Here is a 19,734-nt window from a genome sequence, read left to right as displayed (position 1 = left end):
CAGAGAACGGCGAGCTTTCTGGAGCAACCTGGTGCACGTAGGGAGGGGAATGCCGGCGCAAGTCCGAATGGATGCAAGGCCCGCAGCGGTCTTCGGTCCGATGTGCCCGGGAAGGTCGCTGGTATCCTGGGCCATGACACTGAAAGCGGGCAACGATTGCGCGTTGCCCGCTTTCAGTGTCAGTCCAACGACTGGCAAGAAGGATCAGTCCTGACGGCTGGTCACTTCGAGCAGGTGATAGCCGAACTGGGTCTTGACCGGACCTTGCACGGTATTGACGGGCGCGCTGAAGACCACGGTATCGAATTCCTTGACCATCTGGCCTGGACCGAACGAGCCCAGGTCACCGCCCTGGCGGCTGGATGGGCAGGTGGAGTTGGCCTTGGCAACTTCGCCGAAGTCGGCACCGGCTTCGATCTGCGCCTTGAGTTCGTTGCACTTGTCTTCGCTGGAGACGAGGATGTGGCGGGCGGTGGCTTTAGCCATGGGAACTACTCCTTGGGGGAAAGCGCCAAGCCTAGCGTAATTGTTTCACGGTGTCTCCCCGAACACCGATGCCTCGAATCCGAGCGGTTATTGCGTTGCAAAGCGCGCCAGGCGATCGCCCTCAAGGCGATAGCGGACCCACTCGCTCTGTGCCTGGGCACCCAGGGAGTCATAGAAGCCTATCGCGGGCTCGTTCCAGTCGAGCACGCTCCATTCGAGCCGTCCGCAACCATTGGCCACGGCCTCCTGGGCAATGTACCTGAGCAATTGTCGACCCGCGCCGCTGCCGCGTTGCCCAGGCGTGACATAGAGGTCCTCCAGGTAGATCCCATTGCGCCCCAGCCACGTCGAATAGCTCTGGAAATAGACAGCGAAGCCGACAGGCTCACCGTCGCGCTCACAGATCAGGCTACTGGTTCTGGAATCAGGCTCGAACAAGGTCTTCTCGATATCGGTCAAGGTGGCGACCACTTCGTGTCGGGCGCGTTCGTATTCAGCCAGTTCAGTGATGAAAGTCAGGATTCGCGCCGCATCGGAGCGCACGGCGGGGCGGATGGACAGGGTCATGGGATCGGCGCCTCAAGGAGTCAGGGAAACATGATCGGCCATGGAGGGCAGCGCTGTAAACGTGCCCGCAAGCTCGCGCAAATCCATTGTACGAAGAGCGAACGACATCGACGATTACAAGGACATGGATCCTAGGGAAAAGCAGGTCAGCAACACAGTAAAGTGTAGGGGAACAATTTAACCTAACTGTATGGGTCGAGTGGCAGGATTGCTCAGCTAGTGTGAAGTCACATAAAAAATGCCTTGGAAGCTCCCTCATGCTTGGATCACTCGATCTATTCACCGCCTTCGTACTTTTCGCCTTCGTTTCCTCGATTACCCCAGGGCCCAACAACACCATGCTGTTGGCGTCCGGCGTCAACTTCGGCGTGCGCCGTACCATTCCCCATGCGATAGGGATCAGCGTGGGTTTCATGGTGATGGTACTGGCGGTTGGATTTGGCCTGGGCGAGGTATTCAAGGCGGTGCCGTCGTTGTACACCATCCTGCGCTATGCCGGCGCTGCCTACCTGCTGTATCTGGCCTGGAAGATCGCCACTTCGGGCCCGCTGGCAAGCGATACGGCGGGGTCCCGCAAGCCGCTCGGCTTCTGGGGCGCTGCGGCGTTCCAGTGGGTCAACCCCAAGGCATGGGTGATGGCAGTGGGAGCGATCACTACTTATACGCCTGCGCAAGGCTATGTCATGAACGTGATCGTCATCGCGGCCGTGTTCGCGCTGGTCAACCTTCCCAGTGTCGGCGTCTGGGTCATGTTCGGCAGTGCATTGCGCAACATTCTGCGAGAGCCGCGCTGGCTGACGCTATTCAATCTGGTGATGGCCGCCTTGCTAGTGATTTCGCTATACCCGTTACTCTTTGTAGAATCGGCATTCTCCTGAGCCGACGAGCGCAGTTTCCGATGCAGCTGATTCCTTGGTCCCATGACTGCTCCGAAGGCTTTACCCTACGTGGCTGGCGCTCACCACCCAGTGGGCGTCCGCTGCTGCATTTCCTGCATGGCAACGGTTTTTGCAGTCTGGCTTATGAGCCGTTGCTCATGCGTCTGGGCGAGCATTTCGACCTGTGGCTCAGCGATGTCCAAGGCCATGGCGACAGTGACCATGGCGGGCCATTTCGCGGTTGGGATCGCGCGGCTGCGCTGGCGGTCGAGGCTTTCGAGGCGGGGAGGCGTGATTACGGTGGCGTTAAGCGTCACGCCGTGGGCCATAGCTTCGGCGGTGTGCTGACCGGCCTGATTCTCGCGCGAGAGCCGGGGTTGTTCGAGCGCGGCGTATTGCTCGACCCGGTGCTGTTCAACCGGCGCATGATCTTCATGATGCGCGCAGCTGCCCTGGTGGGCTTGCAACGTTGGCACGCCTTGGCGCGCAAGGCCGCCAAACGCCGTAGTCACTGGCCCGATCGAGAAGCGGCCTTGGCTTCGCTGCAGGGGCGGGGAATCTTCAAGGGATGGAGCGATCCTGCGCTGCAGGCCTATGTGACCCATGCCATTGGCGATACCGGCGAGGGCGTGGTGCTCAAGTGCCGACCCAGTCGCGAGGTCGATATATTCAGCTCGTACCCGGCGCGGATGTGGTCGACCTTGGCCGGCATTCGGTCACCGACTCATATCGTGCATGGCGCGGACACTTACGACTTCGTGCCGCCTTCGGCCCGTCATATGGCCGCGATCAACGCTCATGTAACAGTCCGGCAGGTAGAGGGAGGGCATTGCTTCATGCAAGAGGATCCCGCCATGGCTGCCGAGCGGGTGCGGGCGTTTCTGCAAGCGGATGCTTGAGGCCAGAGCCAGTGGAGGCGTCTCTCGACCACGGGAGTACCTCGATCCGTCGACATGCACCTGCTGCTGAAGGCCGCTACAACTCGGGTATCATGCGGCCACTTCTCCAAGACGAGGCTTTCCCCATGCTCCTGACCGACGACCAGATCGGCGAATACCGCGCGTTCGCCGAGCGGTTGGCCGACGCCGCCGCCGCGGCGATCCAGCCCTACTTTCGTGCCCCGCTGGACATCGAAGACAAGGGCGGTCGGCTATATGATCCGGTGACCGCGGCCGACAAGGCGGCTGAAGATGCCATGCGCGCTTTGATCCAGGCTCGCTATCCCGATCACGGGATTCTCGGAGAAGAACAGGGCGTGGAGCCGGGAAGCAGTCCGCTGACTTGGGTACTGGACCCCATCGACGGCACCCGCGCCTTCATCACCGGGCTACCCCTCTGGGGCACGCTGATTGCCCTCAACGACGGCGCCCGGCCAGTGATCGGCGTTATGAACCAGCCTTTCACCGGCGAACGCTTCATCGGCACACCGCAAGGGGCCTGGAGTGCTACTGCCCTCTTGAAGACCCGAGCGTGCGCCGATCTGGCCACGGCCACACTGATGTGCACCACGCCCGACATGTTCGATACCCCGGCCCGCCAGAAAGCGTTCGAAAAAGTGGCCGGCCAGGCCCGCCTCATGCGTTACGGCGGTGACTGCTACGCCTATTGCATGCTGGCCAGCGGCTTCGTCGATGTGATCGTCGAGGCCAGCTTGCAGCCCTACGACGTGCAGGCATTGATCCCGATCATCGAAGGCGCCGGCGGCATCATCACCGCCTGGGATGGCGGTTCGGCACAGCAAGGTGGGGCCGTGGTGGCCTGCGGTGATCGCGCGTTGCACGCGCAGGTGCTGGAAATGCTCCGCGCCGCGGCCTAGACGCGTCCGGTACGGAAACTCGCCCCGCGCCTGCGCCGAGCAGGCGCGGGGCGAGGTACGGTCATCGCACTTTTTGCGTTCCTGGCGCTCTATGCCTGGCCAGGCCAAGCCGATTTCCGACTGGGCCGCTGACCGCAGATGCCGTTGCCGATGCCCGCTTCTCTCTCTACCTTCCTACCGCGCGCCGTCCTCGCAGGTGCCTTGATGGGCCTGTGCGCCTGCACCCAGCAGCAGGGTCGGGACATCGTCAATCAGTTCGGGGAGGGCACTCCGCGAGAGTTTTTCCAGACCAGCGTCGACCGTATGGCGACCCTCTCCATGCACGACAACCTGCAAAGCCTCTACCTGCTGATGAACAAGCTCTACCTGCGCAATCCGAATCAATGGAAGATGTCGGGTTTCGTCGACGCCGCCACTGCCGAACGACATATCCGGCAGGCGATCGAGCAGCGCCAGCCCCTGCCGCAACTGGGGAACCGGCGTGACCTGGCGGCGCTCAGCCATGCCTTGAGTCCCGAGTTCCGAGGCGATCGGGTAGGCGCCTTCATCTACGCCATCGGCAGCATGTTGATCACGGCGCACGGCGGGCGTACCGAATTCTTCATGACCGATGCCATTGACCCGCTTTTCGTCAATAATGCTGCTCGCAATATCGAGAAAGCGACCTGGATGCTCAGCCAGCGTCAGGACGCCAATGGGGTATTGCTGCTGTTTTCCAACGAAATCTCGGAAGAGGGCAGCAATCTCAGTTTCGCGGTCGAGTTTGGCAAGATCGTAGCCAGGCTCGACCTGCTCGCCCAGATGCTCGACGAGCGCTACCGGCGGATTGGCCTCAACTATGCGCAAAGCCTGCTGTTCATGAACTTCCTGCCAGTGCAATAGACGGTCTAGAGCAAGGCCTGGATCGCTTGCCGATAACGCTGTCCCGCCAATTTCATGCTGTTGTTGTGGGACGCCCCTGGGACCAGCAGCAGTGCCTTGGGCTGGTGCGCCGCATCGAAGAGCTGCTGACTGAAGCGAGGAGGTACATAACGGTCGTCCAGGCCGTGCACCACCAGCAGCGGCATGCCGATGGTGTTGATCTTGTCCAGGGAATCGAATTTCTGCGACAGCAGCCAGCGGATCGGCAGCGCGGTATCGGCAACCACCGCGGCCACGTCACCGAGGGAGGTGAAGGTGGACTCCAGGATCAGTCCGCGAGCCGGTACCGGGCTGCCGTCCTTTTCCGCCTGACTGGCCAGTTCGGACGCCAGGTCGACGGCGACGGCCCCGCCCAGCGAGTGACCGAAAATCAGGCGCTTGCTTGCATCAGGCTGCAGTTCGCTGAAGCGCTCCCAGGCAGTGCGCGCGTCTTCGTAAACAGTGGCCTCGGAAGGCAAGTCGCCGCGGCTCTGGCCGAAACCGCGATAATCCACGGCCAGCACCGAGTAACCCATGGCATGCAGTTGCTCGATGCGAAACAGCTGGCCGGTAAGGTTCCAGCGAACGCCATGCAGATAGAGAATGGCGGGGGCATCGGCGCGTTGGGCCGGCCACCACCAGGCATGCAGGCTCTGGTCCTGACCGAAGGTGCGCGGACGCAGGTCGAGCTCCTGCACCCCTTCGGGCAGGCCACGGAACCAGCTGGCCTCTCCCGGCTCGATGCGAAACACCAGCTCGCGCTCCTTGTGCTGAAGCACGCTGCAGCCCGCGGGCAGGCCGATGATCAGCAGGATCAGGCACAGCCATGCGGGCCAGCGGCGCTTGAGGGAGGAAGGCAACGAGAATGACATGGATGAACTGGACTCCAGTAGACGGCATCGTTTTTTTAACAGAGGGCCATGTGCGACTGTAGGAAAATTTCCCGAGTGGCGGGATTGGATGTTTGCAAGGCATTTCGGCAGCAGGCAGAGCGCCGCCCCGTCTTGCCCAACCGTTGCGCTGTCGCCCGGTAATCGAACGGATCGACAAGGTCTTCGTTCGCTGTTCGCCCGGTCCCGGCCATGGTCGAATTGCATCGACATGGCCTCATTGCTTAGTGTGGCGCCTGAACACCGGCTGTCGACTGTCCCGAAGCATCCTCGGCAGCCGGTTAGAATGACCGTGAACGACCGCGATCGCAGCCCTCGGGCAGCAGATCTCGGCGCCTAGAACAATAACAGATCGAGTGCCTTGCCTATGGAAAGCCGCCTGCTGAGCGAGCGCAGTAGCGTGTTTCAATATGCCGACCCCCATGCGGTCTCCGATTACGTGAACCTGCATGTCGGGCAGCATTGCATCGGCCTTTCGCGTACGACCCATCCCCTGGCCAACCTGAGTCACCGCAAATTCGCCGACCTCGATCTGTGCCGTATCAGCTACGGTGGCAGCGTGCGTGTCACCTCGCCGGCGTTGGAAACCAGTTATCACCTGCAGATACTGCTCAAGGGCAACTGCCTCTGGCGCGCGCGGCAGCGTGAACATCACTTGGTGCCGGGTGAGTTGCTGTTGATCAACCCGGACGATCCGGTCGACCTGACCTATTCGGAGGACTGCGAGAAGTTCATCCTCAAGGTGCCGGTGTGGCTGCTCGAGGACATCTGCGCCGAGCAACGCTGGCGTCGGCCCGAGCCTGGCGTGCGCTTTCTGCGCAATCACTACCGGCTCGATGAGCTGGACGGTTTCGTCAACCTGCTGGCAATGATCTGCCAGGAGGCCGAGGTGGCCGATTCGTTGCAACGGGTGCAGGGACATTACAGCCAGATCGTCGGCAGCAAGCTGTTGTCCTTGATGAGCACCAATATCAGCCGGGAATGCCTCGGCTCGCCGAGCGCCGACCTGGAGCGCATCCTCGACTACATCGAGCGCAACCTCAAACGCGACTTGACCTGCGAAGGCCTGGCCGATCAGGCGCGGATGAGCCAGCGCTCGCTCTACAGCCTGTTCGACCGCCAACTGGACAGCACTCCCAAGCGTTACATACGTCAGCGCAAGCTGGAACGTATCCACGCTTGCCTGAGCGATCCCGACTGTCCGGTGCGCAACCTCACCGAAATCGCTCTGGACTGGGGGTTCCTGCACCTGGGCCGGTTTTCCGAGAGCTACCGGATGCAGTTCGGTGAGCTGCCATCGGAGACGCTCAAGCGAAGAGGCTGGGCGGCTCCGATACTTTCAGCGTGACAACCGCGTGGCCGCCTCGCGCAGCAGGCTTTGCGTCGATGTCCAGCCAAGGCAGCCGTCGGTGACCGATACTCCGTACTTCAGGGCACCTTTGCCCAGCGGCTGGCAGCCGTCGAACAGGTGGCTTTCGAGCATTACACCGACCAGGGTTTTGTCTCCTGCCAGGCGCTGATCCAGCACATCGGTGAAGACCGCGGGCTGGCGCAGCGGATCCTTGCCACTGTTGGCATGGCTGCAGTCGACCATGATCCGCTCCGCCAACCCTGCCTTCGTCAGCCCTTGGCGCGCCTGCTCGACACTCGTCGCATCATGGTTAGGCCCCTTGTGTCCGCCACGCAGCACCAGATGAGTGTCAGGGTTGCCAAGGGTCTCGACGAGGGCCGGGAAGCCTTGGGCATCCATTCCGAAGTGCCGGTGCGCATGGGCTGCGCTGCGGATGGCATCGGCGGCAATGCCGACACCGCCATCGGTGCCGTTCTTGAAGCCGACCGGCAAGCCCAGCCCGCTGACCATCTCGCGGTGCACCTGGGATTCGGTGGTACGCGCGCCAATGGCCGCCCAGCTCAACAGATCGTCGAAGTAACCCGCCGCCATGGGTTGCAGCAGCTCGGTGGCAATCGGCAGCCCCCGCTCGAGCATGCCCAGCATCAAGCCTCGCGACAGCCCCAACCCGGCGTGCATGTCGTCGCTGCCATCGAGGTGGGGGTCGTACACCAGACCCTTCCATCCCACCGTGGTGCGTGGCTTTTCGACATAGGCGCGCATGACCAGCAGCATCCGCTCACCGACCTCATGGCTCAGTTCGGCCAGGCGATCAGCGTATTCAAGGGCCGAGCGTGGGTCATGGATCGAGCAGGGCCCGACGATCACCAGCAGGCGCTTGTCGCGACCTTCGAGAATGGCGCGGACCGCCTGGCGGTGTTGCTCGACCTGTTGAGCGAGCACCGAGGACAGGGGCATCTGCTGCTTGAGCAGGTGAGGGCTGGGCAAACGTTGGCTGACGGAGGTGTTGGCAGCCTGGGGTTGGGTCAGGGGCAGTGCGAGGGAGGAGCTATGCATGGCGTTGATTCCTGGGCGGACGGCGGGTTCTGGCCCGCGCGGTCGGCCCTATCGAGGTGTTCGACAAAGGGCCGTCGTGGCGCTAGGTGAGGGAGTGCCACCAGTGATGGACCGAACGGAGGCGGCAGGCTGGCCCGAACGGAATTGGCTAAATCGCCAGGCATAGGTGTGAGCGAAGTAATAGGTGGTGTAGTTCATGATCAGGTCCTCGTTGCGAATGAATTTCTGGCGGCCTTGAAATGCAAAACCCCCGGTCGGGAGGCCGACCGGGGGTTGAGTGTTCTCAAGTTCGGCGGCCCCTCGAAGGTGGGCGCCGTTGTGGGTATCAGCGGCGCCAGTGGCTAAACCAATACCCGTAATAAAAACTGGCGACGGCCTGGCAGTCGGCAACGACCCTCACAGGGCGCTGGGTGCGTCCGGTGCGAAGGGGGTTGAGAAGACGGTTGGCAGGCATGTGGCTCTCCAGTGAATGGTCCCGAGCTTACTGCACCTTGATCGCAATGTTCAATGGCCAGATGCAATGAGGGCGATCATTTCCCGCTATCGCCTGAGATAGGCACTGAAGTCGATGTCCCCGGCACTGAGTATCGCCTGCACCCGGTTATGCACGTTGAGCTTGCGCAGGATGGCCGACACATGTGCCTTGACGGTGGTCTCGGCGATATCCAGGTTGTAGGCGATCTGCTTGTTCGACTCGCCCTTGGTCATGCGTTCGAGCACCAACAACTGTTTGCGAGTCAATGCCTGCAGCAGTTCGGGGGCAAAGCCGTGGGATTCGGTCGAGTTGCGTCGGGTGCCCGGCTTCTGCGTGCGGATGATGTCCGGCGGCAGGTAGACGTTGCCGTTGAGGATCTGCTCGATGGCTTCGGTCATCTGCGCGCGCGGCGAGGACTTGGTGATGAAACCCACCGCGCCATAGGTAATGGCCTGCAGCACCACCTGTTTGTCCTGTTCGGCGGAGACGATGACCACCGGGATGGTCGGCGCCTCGTTGCGCAGGTTCATCAGCCCGCCCAGACCGTGCATGCCGGGCATGTTGAGGTCGAGCAGGATCAGGTCCAGATCGTCATTGACCTGGGTCAGCTCCACGGCACTGTCGAGGTCCGCGGTCTCCATCACCTCGCTGCCGGGAAAGCCATCGGCGATGACATTGTGGATAGCCTCGCGGAACAGCGGGTGATCGTCGGCGATGAGGATCTTGTACATGGCTTTGCACCTTGTTGTTGTGGGTATGTGCACGCAAACGGTGTTTCAGGGCAGTGGTACGGGCGTGGCGTCCTGCACCGGCAGGCCCGCGGCTTCCCAGGCATCCAGGCCATCACGGTACCAGTACAGCGAGGTGTAGCCCAGCGCCGCGGCGCGCTTGACCGCATTCCAGCTCAGCCAGCAATCGGAGCGGCAGTAGAACACCAGGCCACGGCCTGGGTCACCGCCACTCAGATGCTGCAGCTGGTCGCTCAAATAGCTGGCCCAGCGTGACTCCAGGACGCCGTCGCCGGTATTGGGCAACCAGTGACTGCCAGGCAGGTTGGCATGGGGCTCGGTGGCGATGAAACGGTCTTGCAGCCAGGGAAGGCGATAGACGTCGATCAGCAACGGCGAGGCCTGCTGGGCCATGAGTCGACGGACCTGTGCGGTATCGACCAACCGCGCGCCGGCCGGTGCTTCGGTGGGTGTCGGGCTACGGTAGAGCGTGATGCGGTAGCCGTCGGGAGAGAAAAGCGGAGTAGTGGCAGCCACGCTTGCGGTGGGTAGGTGTAACGCCATCAGAAGGCACACGAGGACAGGCAGGGCGCGCGGCATGGTCGCAGTCTCGTTCTTGTTATGCGGGTCATTAAGAGCCAGTACCCAGGCTTTGTGAATGCGACCATCGACAGGCGAACCAGTACCAAAGTCGTAAGGGGCGGGTGCATGCAGGGTCCTAGGATGGGAGTACCCATGAATCAGGGAGAAAGGGCATGGCCATCCTCTTGGTCGACGATCATCCGTTGCTGCGCCTGGGCCTGGCAACGACACTGGAACAGCACCTTGCCCAGATGCCGGTGCGCCAGGCGGGTAGCGGCGAAGAAGCGCTGCAGCAGGTGCAGGTCCAGGTGCCGGGGCTGGTCATCATGGATTTCGATCTGCCGGGCATCAGTGGGCTGGAGACCACCCGCAGGCTGCGCCAACGCCTGCCGCACTTGCGCGTGCTGTTCCTTAGCGAGCATACGGAGCTGGGTCTGGTTCGGCAGGCCCTGGAAGCGGGCGCCTGTGGCTTCCTGTCCAAAAGCGTCGCGCCCGAGACGCTGATCGAGGCCGTGCGCCGGAGCCTGGCGGGACATGCCTACATCGAGCAGGGGCTGGCCACGGCGTTGGCCTGTCAGCCTCGTCAGTCCACCTGCGATCGGTTGGACGGCCTGACACAGCGCGAAACCGAAATCTTCCTGATGCTGGCCAAGGGCACCGCCTTGCGCGTGATTGCGCAGCAGCTGTGCATCAGCAGCAAGACGGTGTCCAACCACCTGACATTGCTCAAGAGCAAACTGCAGGTCAGTGGGCAGGCGGAGCTGGTGCATCTGGCGATTGCCAGTGGGTTGGTGAAGGTGGCGGCTTGAGGGGGATTGCTGGGGGTTGAAGCAGTGTGATTGGAGCCGCAGTTGTCAGGTGCATGGGCTCGGTTTTACGGGGTTGCGCAGAGGAGCTATTGATTAGGATCGGTGTCTCCACAGCTTCTAGTGTGGATTGGCAGCTTGCATTGCCAGGCGAGTCCTGCGGCCTCGATCGCAGGCAAGCCAGCTCCCACCGGTACCGTGGCAGTTTTTGGTTCACCACGGAAGGAGTGCACTGCCACCCATGCCAGTTGGTTCACCACAGAAGGGGTGAACTGCCACCTATACCAGTTTTGGTTCACCACAGAAGGGATGAACTGCCGCCCATACCAGTTTTGGTTCACCACAGAAGGGGTGAACTGCCATCCATACCAATTTTGGTTCACCACAGAAGGGATGAACTGCCGCCCATACCAGTTTTGGTTCACCACAGAAGGGGTGAACTGCCATCCATACCAATTTTGGTTCACCACAGAAGGAGCGAACTGCCATCCATACCAGTTTTGGTTCACCACAGAAGGAGTGAACTGCCACCCCTACCAATTTTGGTTCACCACAGGAGGGGTGAACTGCCACCCATACCAGTTTTGGTTCACCACAGAAGGAGCGAACTGCCACTCCTACCAATTTTGGTCCACCACAGGAGGGGTGAACTGCCACTCCTACCAATTTTGGTTCACCACAGAAGGATCGAACTGCCGCCCATACCAGTTTTGGTTCACCACAGAAGGAGCGAACTGCCACCCATACCAATTTTGGTTCACCACAGAAGGAGTGAACTGCCACCTATACCAATTTTGGTTCACCACAGAAGGAGTGAACTGCCACCCCTACCAATTTTGGTTCACCACAGGAGGAGTGAACTGCCACCCATACCAATTTTGGTCCACCACAGAAGGAGCAAACTGCCGCCCATACCAGTTTTGGTTCATCACAGAACGGGTGACCTGCCACCCATACCAGTTTTGGTTCACCACAGAAGGGTGAACTACCACCCATACCAATTTTGGTTTACCACAGAAGGAGCGAACTGCCACCCCTACCAATTTGGTTCACCACAGAAGAGGTGAACTGCCACTGAACCGGTGGGAGCTGGCTTGCCTGCGATCGAGTCCGAAGGACTCGCCTGGTAATGCAACCGTACAGCTACCACGATGGTGGCGGGTATGCGTCACCGCAAACAAACCTTCTCCAATTTCATCGCCAAGAACACCTGCCCCCACGCTTCAAAAAGAAGGGCAAGCGCGACTTCGCCTCACGGCGGCGCCTAACAAGGCGAGGTGGCGGATGATGTCATTTCCACGTATCGGGACACCCCTTGCACCCCTCCATATTGCTGTCCTGGAAGTTGGCATAATGTTGCCGTGTCCCACGCAGGTCGGCGTTCTCCAGATTGCTTTCGCCCAGCTTGGCTTCCTGCAAATTGGCATCGGCCAGGTTGGCGCCCTTCAAGTCGGCCTTGCTCAGCCAGGTCATCTCCAAGTCCGCGGCTTTCAGGTTGCTGCCATGCAGCTTGGCCCCGGATAGGCGACCGAATTCAAGATAGGCGCCGCTCAGGTCCGCTCCTTCGAAATTGGCGCCCTGGGCGAACACCCCCCAGGCCTGAGCCGCGATCAGCGTGGCGCCCTGCAGCTGGGCGATCCGTAGATTGGTCTGTTGCAGGCTCGCCCGGGTCAGGTTGGCGCCTCGCAGGTCGGCTTTCTCCAGATTCGCCAGGTCGAGCCGCGCATGGCGCAGGTTGGCCTCGCGCAGATCGGCGCCGGACAGGTCCATCTTGCGCAGGTCCTGATTGCTCAGGTCGGCCCCGCGCAGGTTGGCACCGGCGCATTTGCTGTGCTCGGCGATCACGCAACCGTTGAGGGTCAGAGGGCCGTCAGCCGGTTCATCGGCAAGGGCGGGAGCCATGGCAAGAGTGAGCAGCAAGGGGAGGTACTTCATGGCAGATCTCCTAAGGACATGCCCGACGTCGGCAGTCTTTCAACGAAGGGAGGAAGGGCCGCATGAACGGCCTGAATGATGCACTGGCCGGAGATGCGAAAGACTCGTACCGACCACCACGCGCCAAAGCATCAAAGAAAACGGCGTGACCCAATGCCAGGCCGTCAAGCCTTGCAATCTCCAGGCGGGCCGCAAAGCGCCCCGTTGATCTTGACCGAGCGACATCAAGGCTTGCCCGCGATACGCCGCACGGGTGAAACGTCAGCCCGGGGAGGGTTATGCCAACGTCACGCCTGTACGGTCGCTCGCGACCCAGCCAGTCTCTACGGTTACAACGCCAGACCACTGGGGTGAAAGTGCTTAGCTCAACGCTGTGCGGTCTTGGTATCCCAGGCCGGGATCTTGAACACCCAGAACGAGCCGCCCTGGGCCACCGGCTTGGTCAGCTCGGCCATGTCGCCGCCCCACAACGGTACCGCGCCGCCGTAACCGACGGTCACGCCGATGTACTGCTCGCCATCCTGCTCCCAGGTGATGGGCGGCGAGACGATGCCGCTACCTGTCTGGAATTTCCACAGCTCGTCGCCCGTCTTGGCGTTGAAGGCCTTGAAGTAGCCGTCGCCCGTTCCGGTAAAGACCAGGTTGCCCTTGGTGGCCAGGACTCCTGCCCACAGCGGCAACCGCTCCTTGTGTTCCCAGACCATCTTGCCAGTGGCTGGGTCCATGGCTCGCAGCGAACCGACGTGATCGTCATACATGCGCTTGATACGGAAACCCATGCCCAGGTACGCGGAGCCCTTCTTGTAGTTCACCTCCTCGGTCCAGTATTCCTCCTTCCACTGGTTGGAGGGCACGTAGAAGAGGCCGGTGTCCTGGCTGTAGGCCATGGGGTTCCAGTTCTTGCCGCCGAGGAAAGGCGGGGAGACCTCGACCGGCTTGCCCTTGCTCTGGCCAGGCTCGGGCTTGGCCGGACGTTGTCCCTCGTTTTCCACGGGACGCCCGGTCTTGAGGTCGATATGGCTGGCCCAGGTGATGTTGTCCGTAAACGGGAAGGCATTCTGCAGCTTGCCGTTGGTGCGATCGACCACATAGAAAAACCCGTTGCGGTCGGCATGGGCGGTGGCCTTGAACTGCTTGCCGTTCTTGTCCTTGTAATCGAAGAGCACCAGTTCGTTGTTGCCAGAGAAATCCCAGGCATCGTTCGGGGTGTGCTGGTAGAACCACTTCACTTCCCCGGTAGTGGCATCGACGCCGACCTGGCCGGAGGTGTACAGGCTGTCATAGTCGTGTGGATTGCCGTCCTTCGAGGTTCGCGCCCATGTGTTCCAGGGCCCCGGGTTACCCGCCCCGACAATGATGGTATTGGTCTCGGCATCGAAGCTCGCGCTCTGCCAGGGCGCGCCGCCGCCATGGCTCCAGGCTTCCACCTTGCCGGTCTCGGTATTCGGATCGTCTGGCCAGGACGGGGCTTTGACATCGCCGGTCGCCGTACTGTCCTTGCCGTTCAGGCGGCCCATGTGTCCTTCGACGAAGGGACGCATCCAGACTTCCTCGCCCGTATCCGGATCGCGGGCGTACAACTGGCCCACCACGCCGAACTCGTCACCCGAGCTGCCGTGGATCAGCAGGACCTTGCCGGACTTCTGGTCCTTGATCAGGGTAGGCGCGCCGGTCATGGTATAGCCGGCGCTGTGGTCGCCGAACTTCTTGTTCCAGACGACCTTGCCGGTATCCTTGTTCAGCGCCACGACACGCGCGTCGAGGGTGCCAAAGTAGATCTTGTCGCCGTAGATGGCCGCGCCGCGGTTGACCACGTCGCAGCAGGGGCGAATGTTGTCCGGCAGGCGATGGTTGTAGGTCCATAGCCGTTTGCCGGTCTTGGCATCGAGGGCGAAGACCCGTGAATAGGAACCGGTGACATAGATCACACCGTCGTTGACGATGGCCTGGGATTCCTGGCCGCGCTGCTTCTCGTCACCGAAGGAGTAGGACCACGCCGGCGTCAGCTTGAACACGTTCTGGTCGTTGACCTGGGCCAGCGGGCTCCAGCGCTGGGCATTGGTGCCCATGCCGTACTGCAGCACGTTATGGGTGGTCTTGTGGTCATCGGCGATGTCTTCCCAACTGACCGGCTGCGCCTGCACGGCGCCGGCGAGGGCCAGACTGCCGACCAGCAGCACGGTGTGCACGGCAGCGGACAAGGGCGAAAGCGTGGTGGGTAACGATCTTATTGTCATGTTTGGAGTTCCCAGTAAGGTTGTGGCCTGCATAGCCTGGAACGCCGCCGCCTACCGAGATACGGAAAATTTCCTGCCTGTTGCGGGAAAACTTCCCAGGCCGACCATGATTTGGAACTGCCTCGCAAGCGCTACTACCAAGGGATGAGTGCGCGACCACCAAAGCAGCATGGGTGCTGGCCGCCTGGCTTCCTAGCATGCCCGGACCGTCTTTCAGTCGAGGGACGGCCGCGTGCAACCTGAGAAGTCGAGGGCAGAATAATGACAATCGTGAAAAACGCCTTGAAGCCTACCTTGCTCGTCCTGGGCCTGTGCGCTGCCAGCGCGGTCCTGGCGCACGGCGACGTGACCCCGTCGGCGGTCAACACCGATGGCCTGGAACCCCTGGGCAGCGAGTGGCGCGCCGAGAACCCCTACCGCGAGAGCAAGAATCACGACAAGGCGCTGGCCATAGGCGCCTCGGCCTACAACCAGAACTGCGCCGCCTGCCACGGCCTGGAAGCCAAGTCCGGGGGCATCGCGCCAGACCTGCGCCTGCTGGAGGAAGGTGCCATCGGTGATGAGTGGTACGTCGAGCGCGTGCGCAATGGCGCGGTGCGCGACGGCCGGGTCTACATGCCGAAGATGGCCGACTTCCTCTCTCAGGAAGCACTCTGGGCCGTGCGGACCTACCTGGACAGCGTCCGTGTCGTGGAGTGAGCGACGTGCGCCGGATCGTGCTGTGCCTTGCCCTGCTGGCTGCCAGCAACGCCGTACTTGCCCTGGAGCCGGGCCCAGACCCAGTCCCGTCGGTGATGTGGGAGTTCTATCGCAAGCAGTGGATCAAGGACGAGCCCTACCGGTTCGATGCTCGGGTCAAAGTGGTCGCACCACCTTTTGCGGAGGACGCGCGTCAGGTTCCGTTACTGGTCGATGCCCGGGGGCTGCCTGGGCGGGTGCGGCGCATCATCGCCTGGGCCGAACTCAACCCCTTGCCCATGATCTTCGACTACCAGCCTGGCCCCGAGGTAAGCCCCTTGCTCGCCTTGCGCATTCGCATCGAGCAGGCGACGCCCTTGCGCGCGGCGGCCCAGACCGAGGACGGCGTCTGGCATGTAGGGTCGAGCCTTATCGACGCGGCAGGCGGCGGCTGTACCGCCCCCAGCGTGGCGCGGGCCCAACCCGACTGGGAACAGCGCCTCGGCCAGGTGCTGGGCGCCCGCCACGCGCGCGACGGCCTGCAACGGTTGCGTGTCGAGGTTTCGCACCCCATGGACAATGGCCTGCAAAGCGGTATCCCGGAATTCTTCATCGAACAGGCCGACTTGTTCGATGGCCAAGGGCAGCCTCTGGCGACCTTGCGGCTGTTTCCCGCGGTCAGCGAGAACCCAAACCTTTCCTTCGAGTCACGCACATCGGGGCCGACACGTCTGGAACTGCGTGACAACAACGGCAATCCTTTCCAAGCCGTGCTGGAGTAGCCAATGCGCGCGATCCTCCTGTCCCTGGTGCTGGCCACGTTACCGGCCTTCGCCGACCTCGACTACCGCCTGCAGCCCCGCCAGGTGGCGGAGAACACCTGGGTTCTCGTGGGCAGCACGGATAATTTCTCCCGTGACAATGGCGGCAATATCGTCAACACCGCGTTCATTGTCAGCGAAGCGGGTGTCGTGGTCATCGACACCGGTCCCTCCTTGCGTTATGGCCAAGCCCTGCGTCGAGCCATTGCCCGGGTGACCGACCGCCCCGTGGCGCAGGTGCTGCTGACCCACCACCATCCCGACCACGCCTTGGGCAACCAGGCCTTCGCCGATGTGCCGATCGCCGCCCTGGCACATACCCGCGAACAGCTGGCCGAGGAGGGCGATGCGCTGGCGGAAAACCTCTACCGCATGGTGGGCGACTGGATGCGCGGCACCCAGGTGCACCTGCCCACGCTGACCTCGGAGCCGGGCTTGCACGTGTTCGGTAGCCATCGCCTGCGTCTGCTGGCCATGGCCGGCCACAGTAGGGCGGACCTGGCGATTTTGGATGAAACGACTGGCGTCCTGTTCGCCGGGGACCTGCTGTTTCACGACCGAGCCCCGACCACGCCGCACAGTCCAGGCCTGGATGTCTGGCAAGAGGACCTGGCGCGCCTGCAGGTTCTTCCGTGGAAAATCGTGGTCCCCGGACATGGCCCCGTTAGCGAAGATGCGACACCTTTCGAACAGACCCGCGACTACCTCGGCTGGCTCGATACCTTGCTCGGTGACAGCGCGGCGGCGGGGCTGGACATGACCGAAGTGATCGACGCGCCCATCCCGCAGCGTTTCGAACCACTCAGCCTGACCCGCTACGAGCTGGTGCGCAGCGTAAGCCACCTGTACCCGCGCTATGAACGGGCACGGATGGCGCGCATCGAGCGTTGAGGCCGCCTGTCAGCATGTTGCTAAGAGGGCTGCGGCTCGCTAACCCACGTCCTCGATCTGCTGCAGGATGTCGAGCAGCGACGGTAAGCTTGGTGGCTCGTAGCCTGATTCCAGAGCCTCACCCTGGTTGAGCAGATTTACGAAGAACTCACGATACCCTGGAGGATTACGCATTTGCTCAAGTTCACTGAGGTTATCGATGTACTCAAGAGTTCTGAGTAGATCTGGACGCCTGTCGGGTTCATGCTCTTGAAGCATCCTGTTTCGACGGACCCCTGCATTGTCAAGGTCGTGAATCGCCTCCCAGGCCGCATAACGCTCGACTTTGGTATAGGCGCCACTTTCATCTTCCAGCATCGCCACGAGCGCTTTTCGCGACAGATGAGCAAACGGATTTTCGGTATCACGTTGTCCTTTCACCGCCCCGGTTACCTATTTTCCAGCGTGCCGACTCTGAGCCAGACGTTCCTGAGAAGCACTCAGCGGTTCTTCGGTCAGGGCAGTGGATTCCTTGCCTGACCGCCTTATCTCAGCACGAAGTTTCATCAGGAACGTATCAGGGCCGTCAATGCGTTGAAACTTCTCTTCCGTGTGCTTTTTCGTATGTGCCTCGTGATTGCTCAGCGCTATTACCTGCTTCAGAAAGCGTCACATCTCGCGTTGCCACTGAATCGGGAGTTTTTTCGGGTTGGGAAGAATATATGCGCTTGATAGTTGATGAGTAGGCAGGGCCTGTAGTGCCTTTTATAGTATTAATCATGCTCAAGATTTCTTGGGCAGGACAGGGCTGAAGTTTATGAAAATCCTGGCCTTAATGTTTGTCAGTTAAGGCCAATGGGGCTGCTTCGCACCCCTTCGCGGGCAAGCCCGCTCCCACAGGAAGTGCGCAGTTCTTGAATTCAGCGCTCAACTTGTGGGGGCGGGCTTGCCCGCGAAGGGGTGCGAAGCAGCCCCATTGCAGATTGTGGGGCTTAACTGACTGGCATTGCCCTGCTGGCCCTTGTTTTTATTTGATGATAAATGTGACGCTGTAGTTGTAAGCAGGTCTGTTAGTTACGAGTCGATGGGGTGGCCTGGCGAATGCAGGTCCATGCCTGTCGTCTGCTCACGAGCGGGTTCCCGCGAATACGGCGGGCGAGGGGTTTTCGCTTCACAAGTCGCGCGTTTCGAGCCGACAGACGTTGCTTTCTTATCCCATTTCACCTTTGGCAAGGTTGTGTGTGAGGCCTCGAACTTACATTCCTTTCTTCCCGATTTGTAAGTGAATCGCATGCCAGAGGCCGAAGCCGAAGCACTGTTCAATTGGAGTTCATTCCTCGTCCAGAGACTCAGTGTGTCGGCGAGCAAACGGCACGCTATATCAGACGCGGCCTGATAATCGTGTAGGAACTTTCATTGCAAATAGAAAGGCGCCTGACTCGGCGCCTTGAAAGGCACATCACGACCCGCCATCGAGCAGACCTGGACGTTAACGCTGGCTCATAACGGATAGTTCTTCAATTCACGAGCGATCAGCATCCGCTGGATTTCGCTCGAGCCCTCGTAGATCTGGGTAATCCGCGCATCGCGGTAATAACGCTCCACGGGATAGTCCTCCAGGTATCCGTATCCGCCATGCACCTGGATCGCCATGGAGCAGACCCGCTCGGCCATCTCCGACGCGAACAGCTTGGCCTGGGACGCTTCGCTCAAGCACGGCTTGCCGGCGCTGCGCAGGCGCGCCGCATGGAGGATCAGCAAGCGAGTGGCGTTGAGCTGGACCTGCATGTCGGCCAGCAGGTTGGCGATGCTCTGGTGTTCGTTGATCGGCTTGCCGAACTGGATACGCTCGCGCGCATAAAGCAGGGCGGCCTCGAAGGCGGCACGGGCGATACCGAGGGCCTGGGCGGCGATACCGATGCGTCCGCCTTCGAGATTGGACAAGGCGATGGCCAGGCCCTTGCCGCGCTCACCCAGCAGGTTTTTGGCCGGGATACGGCAGTTGTCCAAGGACACGGCGCAGGTATCGGATGCGCGAATGCCCATCTTGTGCTCGCTGCGTTCGACGATGAAGCCCGGGTTGTCGGTGGGCACGAGGAAGGCCGAGAGACCTTTCTTGCCCAGATCAGGGTCGGTCACCGCGAACACGATCGCCAACTTGGCGCGGCGCGCGTTGCTGACGAACTGCTTGGCACCATTGATCACCCAGTGATCGCCCTGGAGCTCGGCGCGGGTGCGCAGGTTGTGGGCTTCCGAGCCTGCCTGAGGTTCGGTAAGGCAAAAACAGCCAATGATCTCACCACTGGCCAGGCCAGGCAGCCAGTCCTGCTGCTGCTCAGGCGTGCCGTAGGCCAGCAACGGCCCGCAGCCTACCGAGTTGTGGATGCTCATCAGCGCACCGGTGGCCCCGTCTCCGGCGGAGATCTCCTCGACAGCCAGCGCGTAGGCCACATAGTCGGTATAGCTGCCGCCCCACTGCTCGGGCACCACCATTCCAAGCAGGCCCAGTTCGCCCATCTTGCCGACCAATGCGTCGTCGATCCAACCGGCCTTTTCCCAGGCCTGGGCATGCGGCGCGATCTCGCCGCGGGCGAAATCCCGGGCCATGTCACGGATCATGATCTGCTCTTCGCTCAATTCCAGGTCTTGCATGTGCAT

The 19,734-nt window shown here is 61.4% G+C and carries 19 protein-coding genes; 9 read left to right on the top strand and 10 right to left on the bottom strand.

What is annotated here, in order from left to right:
• Window positions 1-204 precede the first annotated feature (204 nt).
• Window positions 205-486, bottom strand: a complete 282-nt coding sequence (locus G7009_RS12860; RefSeq protein WP_181130453.1) for a peptidylprolyl isomerase — start codon at window positions 484-486, stop codon at window positions 205-207.
• An 87-nt stretch (window positions 487-573) separates the two neighbouring features.
• On the bottom strand, window positions 574-1,053 hold the full coding sequence (locus G7009_RS12855; protein ID WP_181130452.1) for a GNAT family N-acetyltransferase: 480 nt from the start codon (window positions 1,051-1,053) through the stop codon (window positions 574-576).
• A 257-nt stretch (window positions 1,054-1,310) separates the two neighbouring features.
• Between G7009_RS12855 and G7009_RS12850 the strand changes: the two genes are divergently transcribed.
• The 4 genes from G7009_RS12850 (at window position 1,311) to G7009_RS12835 (ending at window position 4,629) form a co-directional block, all read left to right on the top strand.
• The gene (locus G7009_RS12850) at window positions 1,311-1,931 is read left to right on the top strand and encodes a LysE family translocator (RefSeq protein ID WP_181130451.1); all 621 of its coding nucleotides are present in this window, start codon (window positions 1,311-1,313) and stop codon (window positions 1,929-1,931) included.
• Between the two features lie 20 nt (window positions 1,932-1,951).
• A complete protein-coding gene (locus tag G7009_RS12845) occupies window positions 1,952-2,830 on the top strand; it encodes an alpha/beta fold hydrolase (RefSeq protein WP_181130450.1) in 879 nt (292 codons plus the stop codon).
• Between the two features lie 125 nt (window positions 2,831-2,955).
• Window positions 2,956-3,747, top strand: coding sequence for a histidinol-phosphatase (gene hisN / locus G7009_RS12840; RefSeq protein ID WP_181130449.1), 792 nt, complete (start codon window positions 2,956-2,958; stop codon window positions 3,745-3,747).
• 150 nt (window positions 3,748-3,897) lie between these two features.
• The gene (locus G7009_RS12835; RefSeq protein ID WP_375139555.1) at window positions 3,898-4,629 is read left to right on the top strand and encodes a hypothetical protein; all 732 of its coding nucleotides are present in this window, start codon (window positions 3,898-3,900) and stop codon (window positions 4,627-4,629) included.
• 5 nt (window positions 4,630-4,634) lie between these two features.
• On the opposite strand, the gene G7009_RS12830 is transcribed toward G7009_RS12835, so the two are convergent.
• Window positions 4,635-5,519, bottom strand: coding sequence for an alpha/beta hydrolase (locus G7009_RS12830; protein ID WP_181130447.1), 885 nt, complete (start codon window positions 5,517-5,519; stop codon window positions 4,635-4,637).
• 385 nt (window positions 5,520-5,904) lie between these two features.
• Between G7009_RS12830 and G7009_RS12825 the strand changes: the two genes are divergently transcribed.
• The gene (locus G7009_RS12825; RefSeq protein WP_181130446.1) at window positions 5,905-6,885 is read left to right on the top strand and encodes an AraC family transcriptional regulator; all 981 of its coding nucleotides are present in this window, start codon (window positions 5,905-5,907) and stop codon (window positions 6,883-6,885) included.
• Here G7009_RS12825 and G7009_RS12820 read toward each other — a convergent pair.
• The 3 genes from G7009_RS12820 to G7009_RS12810 all read right to left on the bottom strand — a co-directional run bounded on the left by G7009_RS12820 (window position 6,877) and on the right by G7009_RS12810 (window position 9,747).
• Window positions 6,877-7,944 (bottom strand): 3-deoxy-7-phosphoheptulonate synthase, encoded by a 1,068-nt coding sequence (locus G7009_RS12820; RefSeq protein WP_181130445.1) that lies wholly within the window; start codon window positions 7,942-7,944, stop codon window positions 6,877-6,879. The genes G7009_RS12825 and G7009_RS12820 overlap by 9 nt on opposite strands.
• A gap of 540 nt (window positions 7,945-8,484) precedes the next feature.
• Window positions 8,485-9,150 carry a response regulator transcription factor gene (locus G7009_RS12815; RefSeq protein WP_181130444.1) on the bottom strand — a complete coding sequence of 222 codons (666 nt, stop codon included), beginning with the start codon at window positions 9,148-9,150 and terminating at the stop codon, window positions 8,485-8,487.
• Window positions 9,151-9,195: 45 nt separating this feature from the next.
• A complete protein-coding gene (locus G7009_RS12810) occupies window positions 9,196-9,747 on the bottom strand; it encodes a PQQ-dependent catabolism-associated CXXCW motif protein (protein ID WP_181130443.1) in 552 nt (183 codons plus the stop codon).
• A 155-nt stretch (window positions 9,748-9,902) separates the two neighbouring features.
• Here G7009_RS12810 and G7009_RS12805 point away from each other — a divergent pair, with 155 nt between their 5' ends.
• Window positions 9,903-10,538 (top strand): response regulator, encoded by a 636-nt coding sequence (locus G7009_RS12805; RefSeq protein ID WP_181130442.1) that lies wholly within the window; start codon window positions 9,903-9,905, stop codon window positions 10,536-10,538.
• Window positions 10,539-11,825: 1,287 nt separating this feature from the next.
• Here G7009_RS12805 and G7009_RS12800 read toward each other — a convergent pair.
• Both G7009_RS12800 and exaA read right to left on the bottom strand, forming a co-directional pair.
• Complete coding sequence (locus G7009_RS12800; protein WP_181130441.1) at window positions 11,826-12,470, bottom strand: pentapeptide repeat-containing protein; 645 nt, start codon at window positions 12,468-12,470, stop codon at window positions 11,826-11,828.
• Window positions 12,471-12,835: 365 nt separating this feature from the next.
• Complete coding sequence (gene exaA / locus G7009_RS12795) at window positions 12,836-14,707, bottom strand: quinoprotein ethanol dehydrogenase (protein ID WP_181130440.1); 1,872 nt, start codon at window positions 14,705-14,707, stop codon at window positions 12,836-12,838.
• 261 nt (window positions 14,708-14,968) lie between these two features.
• Here exaA and pedF point away from each other — a divergent pair, with 261 nt between their 5' ends.
• From pedF to G7009_RS12780, 3 genes are read left to right on the top strand one after another with little or no spacing between them, the layout of a single operon-like run.
• Window positions 14,969-15,406 carry a cytochrome c-550 PedF gene (gene pedF, locus G7009_RS12790; protein ID WP_181130439.1) on the top strand — a complete coding sequence of 146 codons (438 nt, stop codon included), beginning with the start codon at window positions 14,969-14,971 and terminating at the stop codon, window positions 15,404-15,406.
• A 5-nt stretch (window positions 15,407-15,411) separates the two neighbouring features.
• Window positions 15,412-16,167: a quinoprotein dehydrogenase-associated SoxYZ-like carrier gene (locus tag G7009_RS12785; RefSeq protein ID WP_308813323.1), complete on the top strand. Its 756-nt coding sequence runs from the start codon at window positions 15,412-15,414 to the stop codon at window positions 16,165-16,167.
• A 3-nt stretch (window positions 16,168-16,170) separates the two neighbouring features.
• Complete coding sequence (locus tag G7009_RS12780) at window positions 16,171-17,097, top strand: quinoprotein relay system zinc metallohydrolase 1 (RefSeq protein ID WP_181130438.1); 927 nt, start codon at window positions 16,171-16,173, stop codon at window positions 17,095-17,097.
• A 39-nt stretch (window positions 17,098-17,136) separates the two neighbouring features.
• On the opposite strand, the gene G7009_RS12775 is transcribed toward G7009_RS12780, so the two are convergent.
• Window positions 17,137-17,517 carry a hypothetical protein gene (locus G7009_RS12775; protein ID WP_181130437.1) on the bottom strand — a complete coding sequence of 127 codons (381 nt, stop codon included), beginning with the start codon at window positions 17,515-17,517 and terminating at the stop codon, window positions 17,137-17,139.
• Between the two features lie 1,059 nt (window positions 17,518-18,576).
• Window positions 18,577-19,728 carry an acyl-CoA dehydrogenase family protein gene (locus G7009_RS12770; protein ID WP_181130436.1) on the bottom strand — a complete coding sequence of 384 codons (1,152 nt, stop codon included), beginning with the start codon at window positions 19,726-19,728 and terminating at the stop codon, window positions 18,577-18,579.
• Window positions 19,729-19,734 lie beyond the last annotated feature (6 nt).

This window comes from Pseudomonas capeferrum (genome assembly GCF_013523055.1).
Classification (GTDB): domain Bacteria; phylum Pseudomonadota; class Gammaproteobacteria; order Pseudomonadales; family Pseudomonadaceae; genus Aquipseudomonas; species Aquipseudomonas capeferrum_A.
The sequence above is the reverse complement of the archived record's forward strand: the minus strand, read 5'-3'. Positions and strand labels throughout refer to the sequence as shown.

What these genes read in the sequence shown, in the direction of transcription:
- G7009_RS12780 (WP_181130438.1), top strand. Translation starts at nt 16,171, where the DNA reads ATGCGCGCGATCCTCCTGTCCCTGGTGCTGGCCACGTTACCGGCCTTC.
- G7009_RS12820 (WP_181130445.1), bottom strand. Translation starts at nt 7,944, where the DNA reads ATGCATAGCTCCTCCCTCGCACTGCCCCTGACCCAACCCCAGGCTGCC.
- G7009_RS12810 (WP_181130443.1), bottom strand. Translation starts at nt 9,747, where the DNA reads ATGCCGCGCGCCCTGCCTGTCCTCGTGTGCCTTCTGATGGCGTTACAC.
- G7009_RS12815 (WP_181130444.1), bottom strand. Translation starts at nt 9,150, where the DNA reads ATGTACAAGATCCTCATCGCCGACGATCACCCGCTGTTCCGCGAGGCT.
- G7009_RS12830 (WP_181130447.1), bottom strand. Translation starts at nt 5,519, where the DNA reads ATGTCATTCTCGTTGCCTTCCTCCCTCAAGCGCCGCTGGCCCGCATGG.
- G7009_RS12835 (WP_375139555.1), top strand. Translation starts at nt 3,898, where the DNA reads ATGCCCGCTTCTCTCTCTACCTTCCTACCGCGCGCCGTCCTCGCAGGT.
- hisN (WP_181130449.1), top strand. Translation starts at nt 2,956, where the DNA reads ATGCTCCTGACCGACGACCAGATCGGCGAATACCGCGCGTTCGCCGAG.
- exaA (WP_181130440.1), bottom strand. Translation starts at nt 14,707, where the DNA reads ATGACAATAAGATCGTTACCCACCACGCTTTCGCCCTTGTCCGCTGCC.
- G7009_RS12850 (WP_181130451.1), top strand. Translation starts at nt 1,311, where the DNA reads ATGCTTGGATCACTCGATCTATTCACCGCCTTCGTACTTTTCGCCTTC.
- G7009_RS12770 (WP_181130436.1), bottom strand. Translation starts at nt 19,728, where the DNA reads ATGCAAGACCTGGAATTGAGCGAAGAGCAGATCATGATCCGTGACATG.
- G7009_RS12805 (WP_181130442.1), top strand. Translation starts at nt 9,903, where the DNA reads ATGGCCATCCTCTTGGTCGACGATCATCCGTTGCTGCGCCTGGGCCTG.
- G7009_RS12855 (WP_181130452.1), bottom strand. Translation starts at nt 1,053, where the DNA reads ATGACCCTGTCCATCCGCCCCGCCGTGCGCTCCGATGCGGCGCGAATC.
- G7009_RS12825 (WP_181130446.1), top strand. Translation starts at nt 5,905, where the DNA reads ATGGAAAGCCGCCTGCTGAGCGAGCGCAGTAGCGTGTTTCAATATGCC.
- pedF (WP_181130439.1), top strand. Translation starts at nt 14,969, where the DNA reads ATGACAATCGTGAAAAACGCCTTGAAGCCTACCTTGCTCGTCCTGGGC.
- G7009_RS12845 (WP_181130450.1), top strand. Translation starts at nt 1,952, where the DNA reads ATGCAGCTGATTCCTTGGTCCCATGACTGCTCCGAAGGCTTTACCCTA.
- G7009_RS12800 (WP_181130441.1), bottom strand. Translation starts at nt 12,470, where the DNA reads ATGAAGTACCTCCCCTTGCTGCTCACTCTTGCCATGGCTCCCGCCCTT.
- G7009_RS12860 (WP_181130453.1), bottom strand. Translation starts at nt 486, where the DNA reads ATGGCTAAAGCCACCGCCCGCCACATCCTCGTCTCCAGCGAAGACAAG.